This window comes from Corynebacterium sp. (genome assembly GCF_030538285.1).
Classification (GTDB): domain Bacteria; phylum Actinomycetota; class Actinomycetes; order Mycobacteriales; family Mycobacteriaceae; genus Corynebacterium.
In genome coordinates this window covers 21,149-33,327 of record NZ_JAUNUG010000020.1, presented here as the reverse complement: position 1 = coordinate 33,327, position 12,179 = coordinate 21,149, and the positions used below count along the sequence as shown (strand labels likewise).

The window sequence follows — 12,179 nt, the reverse complement described above, 5'->3', positions numbered from 1 at the left end:
TGGTGGGGGGTGGGGTTAGGCGCGGGTGCGGCGACGACGGCGAGCAGCAGGAGCATCGCCCTTGGAGGCCAGGCGGGCGGCGGCGCGGGCCTTGGCGAACTCGGCGGTCGCCTGCGCGGAGGCGCGGTCGTCGATGACGTGCTTGGAGTCGGCGTTCGTCTCCTCGGCCTCGACAGCGGCCTCCATGACGTTCTCCCAGTAGGCGTGCTGGATGGGGTAGAGGCCCTCGTCCTCGGTCTTGGCACCGGAGGAGAGCACGGAGGTCAGGCCCAGCTCCTCGGCCTTCTCGTTGAGGCCCTCCACCTGCTGGTGCAGACCACGGGTCATGTCGTTCCACGGGAAGGAGGAGGCCTGGTAGGTCTTCTGGCAGGAGCGGAACTCCTCCAGGTCATCCGGGGTGGCCATGCCGGTGGCGTTGAAGAAGTCCTCGTACTGGCGGATGCGGGCCGCGCGGGACTTGTCGGACTCGCCCTTGGGGGCGATGCACCAGATGGAGACCTCGGTCTGGTCCACGGAGATCGGCTCGAGGCGGCGGATCTGGGTGGAGAACTGGTCCATGATGTAGACGTTCGGGTACAGGCACAGGTTGCGGGAGGCGCCGACCATGAAGTTGCCGCGGGCCTCGCCGTGCAGCTCCTTGAGCTCATCGAGGCGGTCGTACATGGGGCGGTCCTCCGGGTTGGCCCAGTCAGACCACAGGACGAGGTGGCCGTTGGGGAAGGAGAAGTAGCCGCCGCCCTGCTCGCCCCACTTGCCGGCGTCCATGGCCTTGGTCTCGTTCTTGGACTCACCGGTGTTGCGGCGGGAGGTGGTGGCCGCGTAGTTCCAGTGGGTGGAGGAGACGTGGTAGCCGTCGGCGCCGTTCTCGGCCTGGAGCTTCCAGTTGCCGTCGAAGGTGTAGGTGGAGGTGCCCTTGAGCACCTCGAGGCCCTCGGGGGACTGGTCGACGAGCATGTCGAGGATGACGCGGGCATCGCCCAGGTGCTCCTCGAGCGGGACGACGTCGTCGTTGAGGGAGCCGAAGAGGAAGCCGCGGTAGGACTCGAACTTGGGCACGCGCCGCAGGTTGTGGGAGCCGTCGGTGTTGAACTGCTCCGGGTAGCCGCCGTCCTTTTCATCCTTGACCTTGAGCAGGGTGCCGTCGTTGGAGAAGGTCCAGCCGTGGAAGGGGCAGGTCAGGGTGGTGCGATTGTCGACCTTCTTGCGGCACAGCATCGCGCCGCGGTGGGAGCAGGCGTTGATGAGGCAGTTGAGCTCGCCGTCCTTGCCGCGGGTGATGACGACGGGCTGGCGGCCGATGTTGGTGGTGAAGTAGTCGCCGACGTTGGGGATCTGGGACTCGTGGGCGAGGAAGATCCAGTTGCCCTCGAAGATGTACTTCATCTCGAGGTCGAAGATCTCCTGGTCGGTGAAGATCTCGCGGTTGACGCGGACGATGCCCTCTTCGGGGCGGTTTTCCAGTGCGCGGGAGAGGATCTCGCGGGTGGTGGTGGTCATGATGGGGTCTCCGATCAAGCTCGAATGTGTGACGCCGCCCATCATCTGCCACGTGTGGGACGGGCCACATCGGGGGAACGCCTAGGGGGAGTTAGGGGGTTGACGTTCGTAACAATGAAAACGTGTTCGTTTAGTGCCCACAGCCTGCGGTAATGTTCCTGAGGGTCTCCCGAGGCGTCCGGGGTTGTGAAATCTGCGACCGGGGGTATCCGGCGGGGTCAATCGTTCCACTGCGTTTTCCGGATAAATGCGGCCCCAACTGCGCTTTCGGGATGGTTGGGGAGGCGTTGGCCGGGTGTTGCGAAGTGCTTTTCGACGTGGCCGGGGGTGGAGTGTGTTCAAAAATTACCCCCAACGCCTCTTGTGGCCCTTAGGGGGTTGCCTAGGCTTGCGCCAGGGTGGTGTGGGCGATTTTGTTGAAGCATCACCGCGAAACCTAGGTTGACCTGCGGGAACGCGGGGGAGGGGGCGGGGCGTCGATAAGCATTGTTTTTCGGTGTCACAAAAAGGCCTTGCGCCGACCTGGTGAGGTGGGACACAGTGATGTCACTCCAGCGAGCAGTTCACCCGAACCGCCCTGGGCCCTACCTCTTCAGCTTTTCCAGAACCACCACACACTAGGAGTCTCCATGTCCTTCGAGAACCTCTCCACCCACGAGGGTGACCCCACCGCCAAGGGTTCCGGCAACGCCGCCACTGACAAGTTCAAGGGCGAGTCCGTCAAGTCCGACACCTCCAAGGAGCGCGCCAACGCGATCTACACCGATCTGCTCGCCGCCATCGCCGAGGTCGCCCACAAGCACCAGGTCACCTACGACGAGTACCGCGTCCTGAAGAACTGGATGATCCAGGTCGGCGAGTACGGCGAGTGGCCGCTGTGGCTGGACGTCTTCGTCGAGCACGAGATCGAGGAGATCAACTACAACCGCAACGACTACACCGGCACCAAGGGCTCCATCGAGGGCCCCTACTACGTGCCGAACTCCCCGGAGCTGCCCTGGCAGGCCGAGATGCCGATGCGCGAGCAGGACAAGGCAGCTGAGTCCCTGATCTTCAAGGGCCAGGTCACCGACGTTGAGGGCAACGGCCTGGGCGGCGCCACCGTCGAGCTGTGGCACGCCGACGAGGAGGGCCTGTACGCACAGTTCGCACCGGGCATCCCGGAGTGGAACCTGCGCGGCACCATCCGCACCAACGAGAACGGCGAGTTCGAGATCACCACCCTGTTCCCGGCTCCGTACCAGATCCCGGCTGACGGCCCGACCGGCTGGTTCATCGAATCTTACGGTGGACACCCGTGGCGCCCGGCCCACCTGCACCTGATGGTCAAGCACCCGGGCTACCGCGAGATCACCACCCAGCTCTACTTCGAGGGCGGCGAGTGGGTCGACAACGACGTCGCCACCGCTGTGAAGCCGGAGCTCATGCTCAACCCGCAGCCGAACGCTGAGGGCACCCAGGAAGTCACCTACAACTTCGCCCTGGACAAGGAAGACTAGACTTTTCCTTGAACCGGCCCCACTCCCGTCACGGGCGTGGGGCCTTTCCCCGTATATAAGGAGTAACCCCCTTGTCTGATCTGACTATCGCCAAAGTTGAGACCCGGCTTCTCGACGTCCCCCTCTTCCGCCCCCACGGCTTCGCCACCTACACCGCCACCGCCCAGCCGATCCTGCTCGTCTCCGTCGTCCTCGAGGGTGGGGTCACCGGCTTCGGTGAAGGTGTCGTCCCCGGTGGCGCCTGGTGGGGAGGCGAGAACGCCGAGACCATGAAGGTCATCATCGACGGCAACCTCGCCCCCATCATGGTCGGCCGCCCCGTCAGCGACCTTGCCGGCATCATGGCCGACTTCGAGCGCTCGGTGGCCAACATGCGCTTCGCCAAGGCCGCCTGCGACATCGCCATGCACGACGCCTGGGCCCGCGCCCTGGGCATCCCCGTCCGCGACCTCCTCGGCGGCCGCGTCCGCGACGACATCGAGGTCACCTGGGCACTCGGCGTCCTGCCGCTGGAGGAGGCCGTCAATGAGATCGAGGAACGCATCGCCTCCCACGGCCACACCTCCTTCAAGCTCAAGATGGGCTCGGGTGACCCGGCTGTGGACACCGCGCGCATCGCCGAGCTGGCCCGCGAGCTCGACGGCAAGGTCGGCCTGCGCATCGACGTCAACGCCCGCTGGGACCGCATCACCTCCCTGAAGTACCTGCCCGTGCTTGCCGACGCCGGCGTCGAACTCTTCGAACAGCCCACCCCGGCCCACGACCTGGCCACCCTCCGCGAGATCACCCGCCGCATCGGCGTGCCCGTCATGGCCGATGAGTCCGTGTGCTCCCCGGCCGATGCCCTGGCCGTCGTCCGCGAGGAAGCCGCCGACGTCATCGCCGTGAAGACCACCAAGCTCGGTGGCCTGCTGGAATCGAAGAAGACCGCCGCGATCGCCGAGGCCGCCGGCCTGGCCTGCCACGGCGCTACCTCCCTGGAGGGCCCCTTCGGCACCGCCGCGTCGCTGCACTTCGCCTGCTCCACCAAGGCGATCTCCTACGGCTCGGAGCTCTTCGGCCCGATGCTGCTGCGCGAGTCCTACACCACCGAAGACCTCGTCTACGCCGACGGTGTCGTTACGCTCCCCGAGGGCCCGGGCCTGGGCCTGGAGCCCGACTGGGACAAGATCAACCACTTCACCCGGGATTAGGTCCTCCCGCTATCGTGGCCTCCATGTGGCTCATCCGACTTCTCGCCGACCTCCCCCTCGACATGGATCCGGAGGTCCGCGCCGACCTCATCCAGCGCACCCGCGACCTGCTGTCGGAGTGGCCGGGTGATGTGTGGCGGGTCCCGGGCGGGCTGACATGGGTCGCGCTAATCGAGGCCCCCGACCCCCACACCCTGGTGGCAGCCCTCCCGCTGCACCCGTGGCTGCAGGTGAGCGTGGAGCCGCTCGTGGGGGAGTGAGCTAGTCACAGAAGTTACAGGGGCTTTGCGTACTTACCGGTGGTTCAAACCACAGGTAACTACTCAAGGCCCCTGTAAGAGTGGGAGCGCCGGGCGGGCGGGGGATAAACAGCGGTACACAAAATAGACAGCGATACACAAAGAACGTCTCGCCACCGCGCGCCTCCCAGATCCCACCGCGCTCGTGGGGGAGTGAGCTAGTCACAGAAGTTACAGGGGCTTTGCGTACTTACCGGTGGTTCAAACCACAGGTAACTACTCAAAGCCCCTGTAAGAGTGGGAGCGCCGGGCGCTCCGCCTAGACCCGCGCGCCCTCCCGCTGCACCACGGGCGCGGTGTACTCGCGCACGCCGACAAGCACGAATGCCGTCACACCCACGACGACGGCGGCGGCGGAGTAGAGGGCGGTGGGGGACCAGCCGGCGTCGAGAAGGTAGCCGACGATGATCGGGGCGAGCACCGCGCCACCGCGGGCGATGCCGATGGCGGAGCCGACGCCGGTGGTGCGCAGACGAGCGGGGTAGGCCTGCGGGGTGACGGTGTACATGCCGGTGATGCAGCCGTTGAGCAGCATGCCGACGCCCACGCCGAGGGCGAACATCAAGGTCGGCCAGGTGGCGGCGGTGACGAAGGCGACGAGCACGATGGCGGAGAGGAGGGTGAAGATGGTGAGGACGCGGCGGGAGTCGATACGCGTGGTCAGGGAGCCGAACAGCAGCGAGCCGAGGGTGCCGCCGAACGACAGCATAATGCCGCCGATGATGCCCTGCTGGGCGGAGAGCCCGTACTCGGTGAGTAGCTTCGGGGTCCATTGGTTGGCGAATTGGAAACCGGCGGTGATCAGCGAGAACGCGATCCACAGTTTGATGGTGGTGGCGCGCAGGGGTCCGCGGAAGAGTTCCGCGATGGTGGCGGATTGCTTATCGACGCCCACCTCACCCACCTCAAACCCTTCCCTGATGCCGATGCGGCGTGCGACGGCGCGCACCTTGTCTTCCTGCCCGCGTCCGCGCAGGTAGTCGACGGATTCGGGGAGGGTGAAGAAGGTGAGCACCAGGGAGGCGGCGGTGAGGGCCGCGCCGATGGCGAAGATGGAGCGCCAGCCGTGCTCGGGGATGAGCTGGGCGGCGAGCACTCCACAGAGGGAGGCGCCGAGGCCGTATCCGGCGGAGTAGATGGAGATCGCCAGGCCGCGGAAGCGGAGGTTGGTGAACTCGGAGACCACCACGGTCACGCACGCGAGGATGCCGCCGACGCCGATACCGGTGACTACTCGCCAGATGAGTAGTTCGGTGAAGGAGTCGGCGAAGGCTGACATGGTCAGGCCGAGGAGGTCTATGGCGAGGGCGGCGAGGATGAGGGTGCGGCGCCCGTAGCGGTCGGCCAGTGGGGCCAGAAATAGTGAGCCAAGGCCGATGCCGATGAGGGCGGCCGACAGGAGCCAGCCGAGGGGTGCGCCGCTGAGGGCGAATTCCTCGGAGACTGCCGAGGAGGTGAACGCCATGGCGACGAGGTCGTAGCCGTCGAGGGCGTTGAGGAAGCTGGCCAGCCCGATGATGAACCATTGGTAGGTGCTCATGCGGCTGGTGTCGATGAGGTGCCGGATATCCACGGACGGTGAGGTTACGCGAGGTGCATACAATTCCCGGTATTTTATTCAGCGCACGTGAAAACTCCCCGCCCCGAGAGAACGGGTGGGCGGGGAGTGGTCTGGGGGGTTTAGGAGGACAGTGCCGCGGAACCGGCGCCGAGGACGGAGGAGCCGCCGCCGAGGACGGAGGAGCCGATGGACCAGATGGCCCAGGCGGCGCCGATCTGCAGGGCGGCGTGCACCTGGTCGGCCGGTGCCTGGGTGAAGTCCTGGACAGCCTGGACGATGCCGGCGTCGATCGGGACGAGCGAGCTCGGGTACGGGGCGGCGGACTGGGCGTTCGCGGTGGCGGTGGTGCCGCCCATGATGAGGGCGGTGGTGGCGGCGACGGCGAGGGTCTTGCGGATCATGGGGCCTCCTTTAAGGCGAGAATGTCAGTCAACTGTGTGGGCACTCCGGAGAGTGGTTGTGTCCGATCGTAGGTATGTCGCGGGTCATATGTGTGGCGCGGGGGTGATGGGGGTAACACTTGCAAGGTCCACACCGTAGCCGCTGTCCCTGAATCCCTGGCGCACACCCCTAACTAACCCCTGGCTCGTGACATGTCCCCAAACCCGCTGGCCAGCGCCGTTTCATTCAGGCAGCTCGAGTTCGATATGCGAACCCCTTGCTTTTGTGTGAACCACGTCTCTACCGTGTGTCTATCACCTCATCAGGAACAGCAGGAGGACCACCCCATGAGCTCAGCTCTCAACGCCCCCACCGACGGCTTCTTCGCGCCGCTCCACTTCCCGGAGTACCGCACCACCATCAAGCGCAACCCCAGCAATGACCTCATCATGGTCCCGGAGCGTCTCGGAGAGATCTCCGGCCCGGTCCTCGGTGACCGCGATCTCGGCGGCATCGACAACGACATGACCCAGGCCAACGGCGGCGAGGCCATCGGCCAGCGCATTTTCGTCCACGGCCGCGTCCTCGGCTGGGACGGTAAGCCGGTCCCGCACACCCTCGTCGAGGCCTGGCAGGCCAACGCCGCCGGCCGCTACCGTCACAAGAACGACTCCTGGCCCGCGCCGCTCGACCCGCACTTCAACGGCGTCGCCCGCACCATGACTGACGAGAATGGTCACTACAACTTCCTCACCGTCATGCCCGGCATGTACCCGTGGGGCAATCACCACAACGCGTGGCGCCCGGCACACATCCACTTCTCGCTCTACGGCCGCCAGTTCACTGAGCGCCTGGTCACCCAGATGTACTTCCCGAACGACCCGATGTTCTTCCAGGATCCGATCTACAACTCGGTCCCGGCCGGTGCCCGCGAGCGCATGATCGCCGTCTTCGACTACGACGAGACCCGCCCGAACTACGCCCTGGGCTACAAGTTCGACATCGTCCTCCGCGGCTCCAACGCCACCCCCTTCGAGTAAAGCGAGATATAGACATGATTGACACTCACAAGACCGGCGAGTTCCGTTACGAGGTCTCCAACATCACCGACCAGGATGGGGCCGAGTTCGGCATCACCCCCTCCCAGACCGTCGGACCCTACGTCCACATTGGCCTGACCCTGGAGGATTCCGAGATCATCGCCACCGAGGGCGACACCATCGAGGTCACCTTCAGCGTCGTCGACGGCGACGGCACCCCGGTGGCCGATGCCATGATCGAGATCTGGCAGAACCGCCCGGACGGCACCTACAACACCGAGACCGCCGAGGGCTTCCGCGGCCTGGGCCGTGGCATGTGTGATGAGACCGGTTCCGTCACCTTCACCACCCTGCGGCCCGGCGCCACCGAGGAGGAGGCCGCGCACCTCAAGGTCGGCATCTTCGCCCGCGGCATGCTCGAGCGCCTCTACACCCGGCTGTACTTCCCGGAGAACGACAACTCCTCCGACCCGGTTCTGGAGCTTGTCGACGCCCCGCGCCGCGAGCTCCTCATCGCCGAGCCCGTCGACGGTGGTTACCGGAAGACCATCGTCATGCAGCACACGGATCCGGAGAAGGAGACCCCCTTCTTCCGTGTCTGATCTCAGCCGCAACAGCTACAGTGACGTCGCCTCCGGCGACACGGCCGTTCACGCTCACCTCTCGGATCGCGCGTTCCTTGCGGCGATCTGCGAGTTCGAGAAGATGCTTGCCGACGCCGCCGCAGCCGCCGGACACATCACCGACGAAGCAGCCCGTACCGCGAACGATGTCATCGACAGCTATGAGATTGACGTCGAGGCTATCGCCGCTGCCTCGGCCGCCGGTGGCAACCCGACGATCCCGATCGTCGCGGAGTTGAAGAAGCGCGCCGGGGATGCCGCCGGCATCCACGTCGGCGCGACCAGCCAGGACGCCATCGACACCGCGGTGGTCCTGTGCCTGCGTCGCGCTGGACGGGTGCTCGACGGGCAGCTCGGCGACGTCGAGAAGCTGCTTGCTGAACTGGCCACCACCCACCGGGACACGCCCGTCATGGGTCGCACCCTGGGGCAGCAGGCCCTGCCGACCACCTTCGGCGTCATCGCCGCTGGCTGGTGGGAGGCCGTCCACGAATCCGCCCGCCAGCTCGGCGCGGCACTCGAAGCCCTGCCGGTGCAGTACGCCGGCGCCACCGGCAACCTGGTGGCCACCCACCCGCGGGGCATCGATGTCCACGACCGCCTCGCCGCCTCGCTCGGCCTGGCCTCCCGGCCGCTGGTGTGGCACACCAACCGCCTGCCCATCGTGAGCGTCGGCCTGGCCGCCGCGCAGGTCGCCGGGGCCGTCCGCAAGATCGCCGGGGACATCATCGCCTACTCGGCCTCCGAGATCACGGAACTGGCCGAAGCCACCCCGGGCGGCAGCTCCTCGATGCCGCACAAGGCGAACCCGGCCGCGGCCGTGGCCTGCGACGGCTACGCCCGCCGCACCCCCGGCCTGGCGGCGAGCATGCTCGACACCCTCGACTCCCGCTGGCAGCGCGGCGTCGGCAGCTGGCACGCCGAATGGCAGACCATCCGCGAGCTGCTCGCCACGACCGCCTCGGCCGTGAATCGCATTCACGCCAGCCTCGACGGGCTGCGCGTCCACACCGACACCATGGCGCAGCGTGTCACCGGCCACCACACCGGACACGCCGCCGAGATCACCGACCTCATCCTGGAAGGGGACACCCATGACTAGCTACGAAGAGGGCCGTACCGCGGCCCATGAGACCGGCATGCGCAACCGCCGCGCGGTGCTGGGAGATGCGCACGTGGACGCGGCCGTCGCAAAGCAAACCCCGGTAACCGAGAAGTTCCAGGACTTCATCACCCGCACCGCCTGGGGTGATATCTGGAACCGTGAAGCGCTCGACCACACGCAGCGCCGCCTGCTCACCATCGCCATCCTCACCGCCGTGGGCAATGACGGCGAGCTCGACATGCACATCCGCGCCGCGCTGCGGGCGGGCGTGGATTCCGACCTCATCGGCGAGGTCCTGCTCCACACCGCCGTCTACGCCGGTGTCCCCAACTCCAACCACGGCTTCAAGCTCCTGCAGAACGCCGTCACCGACCTTGAAGGAAACAAGTAAATGTCGCACACTCCCGTAGCCATCATCGGTGCCGGCCCCGCCGGCCTTACCCTGGCCCACCTGCTCCACGTCAACTACGGCATCGAGTCCGTCATCTTCGAGTCCCGTTCCCGCGCGGATGTCGAGGAAACCGTCCGCGCCGGCGTCCTCGAGCAGGGCACCATGAACCTCATGCGTGAGACTGGTGTCGGCGAGCGCATGGACGCCGAAGCCGACATCGACGACGCCATTGAGCTGGCCATCGACGGCGAGCGCACCCGCATCGACCTCGCCGGGCTGACCGGCCACCACATGGCCGTCTACCCGCAGCACGAGTACCTCAAGGACTTCATCGCCGCGCGTCTCGACGCCGGCCAGACCATCTACTTCGAGACCGAGGTCAACGACGTCACCGGTTACGACGATGACCTGGTCACCGTCACCTACACCACCAAGGACGGCCAGCAGCACACGCTGACCGCCGACTACGTCATGGCCGGCGACGGCTCGGCCTCCCCGCGCCGCAAGCTCATCACCGAGCTGCCCGGTGCCGTGCGCTCCAAGCATGAATACCCCTACGCCTGGTTCGGCATCCTGGTTAACGCTCCGCAGACCCAGAAGGAGCTCATCTACGCCAACTCCGAGCACGGCTTCGCGCTCATCTCCACCCGCACCCCGGAAATCCAGCGTTACTACCTGCAGTGCAACCCCGACGACACCGTCGACATGTGGTCGGATGAGCGCATCTGGTCTGAGCTGCACAAGCGTGTCTCCACCGATGACCTGCGCGTATCCGAGGGCGAGATCTTCGACAAGGCCGTCCTGCGCTTCCGCTCCGCCGTCACCGACCCGATGCAGCGCGGACGCCTCTTCCTCGCCGGCGATGCCGCTCACACCGTGCCGCCGACCGGCGCGAAGGGCCTCAACCTGGCCGTCGCCGATGTCTCCGTCCTGGCCCCGGGCCTGGCGCGCGCCATCAAGAAGAACAACACCGACCTGCTCGACCAATACTCCGCACTCGCCGTCCCGCGCGTGTGGAAGGCCCAGCACTTCTCCTACTGGATGTCCTCCATGCTGCACACCGTTCCTGAGCAGCCCTACTTCCAGACCGAGCGTTCCCGCGCCGAACTGCGTTCCGTGTTGTCCACCGAAGCTGGCCGCACCTACCTGGCGCAGCAGTACGTCGGCCTTGACCTGCCGAAGTTTGAGGTATAGATGAGCACTTCTGTTCAGACCCCCTCGTCGGCGGGCGTGCGCTCCACCTTCACCGTCACGCTCCTGCTGTGGATTGCCGTGCTTCTCGACGGCTTCGACATGGTCGTCATCGGAGCCGTCCTGCCCTCCATGATTGAGGATCCCACCTGGCAGGTCACCCCCGCCGAGGGCACCCAGATCGTCACCGCCGGCCTGGTCGGCATGACCATCGGCGCCCTGGCGATCGGCACACTGACCGACAAACTCGGCCGCCGCTGGGTGATGATCGTCTCCGTCTTCGCCTTCTCCCTGCTCACCCTGGGCATGGGCTTCGCGGGCTCGGTGTGGATGCTCATGCTCCTGCGCTTCCTCGCCGGCGTCGGCCTCGGCGGTTGTCTGCCGACAGCGATCTCCATGGTCACCGAGTTCCGGGGCCGCGCCAAGGCCGGATCCTCCACCACCACCGTCATGACCGGCTACCACGTCGGTGCTGTGCTCACCGCGCTGCTGGCCATCGTCATGATCGAACCCTTCGGCTGGCACTCCCTGTTCATCGTCGGTGCCGTCCCGGGGCTCATCCTGGCACCGATCATGTACTTCCTGCTGCCGGAATCCCCGCAGTACCTCCTGGCCAAGGGCCGCGTCGCCGAGGCCGAGGAGATCGCCGGGCGCTACGGCATGGAACTGTCCGACGAGCTCGACCGCTCCGCCGCTGAGGCCGCCCAGGCCGACAAACAGCGCAGCTCCCTGGCCTCTGTTCTGGCGCCGAAGTACCGCCGCAACTCCCTGGCCATCTGGGCGACCTCCTTCATGGGCCTGCTCCTGGTCTATGGACTCAACACCTGGCTGCCGCAGATCATGCGCGCCGCCGACTACGACCTGGGCAACTCGCTCGGTTTCCTGCTGGTGCTCAACGTCGGTGCCGTCGTCGGCCTCATCATCGCCGGCAAGGTCTCCGATACCCACTCGCCGCGCAAGACCGGCCTGCTGTGGTTCGTCATGTCCGCGATCTTCCTCGCGCTCATGGCTATCAAGCTGCCGCTCGTCGCGCTGTACGTCATCGTGTTCATCACCGGTGTGTTCGTGTTCTCCTCGCAGAATCTCGTCTACGCCTTCGTCGGTGAGAACCACCCGTCCAACATGCGCGCCACCGCCATGGGCTTCTCCGCCGGCATCGGTCGCCTCGGTGCGATCTCCGGCCCGATGCTCGGTGGCCTGCTCATCAGCCTCGGCCTGGCACACCCGTGGGGCTTCTTCGCCTACGCCGCCGTCGGCCTGCTCGGTGCGATCATCTTCTCGCTGACTCGCCCCGTGTACCGCCGGTAGGTATATCTCGGCAGGTATATCACGGCATAGATAGGTCGAGTAGGCCGGGGACGAAAGCCCCGGACTACTCGACCTATACCTTGGGAGATAT

At 66.2% G+C, this 12,179-nt stretch carries 12 protein-coding genes; 9 read left to right on the top strand and 3 right to left on the bottom strand.

What is annotated here, in order from left to right; genetic code table 11:
* Positions 1-15 precede the first annotated feature (15 nt).
* On the bottom strand, positions 16-1,497 hold the full coding sequence (gene benA / locus Q4G50_RS08250; protein WP_303377176.1) for a benzoate 1,2-dioxygenase large subunit: 1,482 nt from the start codon (positions 1,495-1,497) through the stop codon (positions 16-18).
* Positions 1,498-2,126: 629 nt separating this feature from the next.
* On the opposite strand from benA, the gene catA reads away from it, so the two are divergent.
* The 3 genes from catA to Q4G50_RS08235 all read left to right on the top strand — a co-directional run bounded on the left by catA (position 2,127) and on the right by Q4G50_RS08235 (position 4,449).
* Positions 2,127-2,996 carry a catechol 1,2-dioxygenase gene (catA, locus tag Q4G50_RS08245; protein ID WP_303377175.1) on the top strand — a complete coding sequence of 290 codons (870 nt, stop codon included), beginning with the start codon at positions 2,127-2,129 and terminating at the stop codon, positions 2,994-2,996.
* A gap of 71 nt (positions 2,997-3,067) precedes the next feature.
* The gene (locus tag Q4G50_RS08240) at positions 3,068-4,189 is read left to right on the top strand and encodes a muconate/chloromuconate family cycloisomerase (protein WP_303377174.1); all 1,122 of its coding nucleotides are present in this window, start codon (positions 3,068-3,070) and stop codon (positions 4,187-4,189) included.
* Positions 4,190-4,212: 23 nt separating this feature from the next.
* The gene (locus tag Q4G50_RS08235; protein WP_303377173.1) at positions 4,213-4,449 is read left to right on the top strand and encodes a muconolactone Delta-isomerase family protein; all 237 of its coding nucleotides are present in this window, start codon (positions 4,213-4,215) and stop codon (positions 4,447-4,449) included.
* Between the two features lie 298 nt (positions 4,450-4,747).
* Here the strand turns inward: Q4G50_RS08235 and Q4G50_RS08230 are convergent, their stop codons facing one another.
* Both Q4G50_RS08230 and Q4G50_RS08225 read right to left on the bottom strand, forming a co-directional pair.
* The gene (locus Q4G50_RS08230; protein ID WP_303377172.1) at positions 4,748-6,061 is read right to left on the bottom strand and encodes an MFS transporter; all 1,314 of its coding nucleotides are present in this window, start codon (positions 6,059-6,061) and stop codon (positions 4,748-4,750) included.
* Between the two features lie 107 nt (positions 6,062-6,168).
* Positions 6,169-6,450, bottom strand: coding sequence for a hypothetical protein (locus Q4G50_RS08225; RefSeq protein WP_303377171.1), 282 nt, complete (start codon positions 6,448-6,450; stop codon positions 6,169-6,171).
* A 327-nt stretch (positions 6,451-6,777) separates the two neighbouring features.
* Here Q4G50_RS08225 and pcaH point away from each other — a divergent pair, with 327 nt between their 5' ends.
* Genes pcaH through Q4G50_RS08195 form a run of 6 tightly spaced genes read left to right on the top strand, consistent with a single transcriptional unit; the run spans position 6,778 to position 12,088 of the window.
* Positions 6,778-7,470 carry a protocatechuate 3,4-dioxygenase subunit beta gene (gene pcaH, locus Q4G50_RS08220; protein WP_303377170.1) on the top strand — a complete coding sequence of 231 codons (693 nt, stop codon included), beginning with the start codon at positions 6,778-6,780 and terminating at the stop codon, positions 7,468-7,470.
* A 14-nt stretch (positions 7,471-7,484) separates the two neighbouring features.
* Positions 7,485-8,072: a protocatechuate 3,4-dioxygenase subunit alpha gene (pcaG, locus tag Q4G50_RS08215; protein WP_303377169.1), complete on the top strand. Its 588-nt coding sequence runs from the start codon at positions 7,485-7,487 to the stop codon at positions 8,070-8,072.
* Positions 8,065-9,195, top strand: a complete 1,131-nt coding sequence (gene pcaB / locus Q4G50_RS08210; protein WP_303377168.1) for a 3-carboxy-cis,cis-muconate cycloisomerase — start codon at positions 8,065-8,067, stop codon at positions 9,193-9,195. Before pcaG ends, pcaB begins: the two co-directional genes overlap by 8 nt.
* Positions 9,188-9,589 (top strand): 4-carboxymuconolactone decarboxylase, encoded by a 402-nt coding sequence (gene pcaC / locus Q4G50_RS08205; protein ID WP_303377167.1) that lies wholly within the window; start codon positions 9,188-9,190, stop codon positions 9,587-9,589. Before pcaB ends, pcaC begins: the two co-directional genes overlap by 8 nt.
* Positions 9,590-10,783 carry a 4-hydroxybenzoate 3-monooxygenase gene (locus Q4G50_RS08200; RefSeq protein WP_303377166.1) on the top strand — a complete coding sequence of 398 codons (1,194 nt, stop codon included), beginning with the start codon at positions 9,590-9,592 and terminating at the stop codon, positions 10,781-10,783.
* Positions 10,784-12,088, top strand: coding sequence for an aromatic acid/H+ symport family MFS transporter (locus Q4G50_RS08195; RefSeq protein WP_303377165.1), 1,305 nt, complete (start codon positions 10,784-10,786; stop codon positions 12,086-12,088). It begins immediately after the preceding gene.
* Positions 12,089-12,179 lie beyond the last annotated feature (91 nt).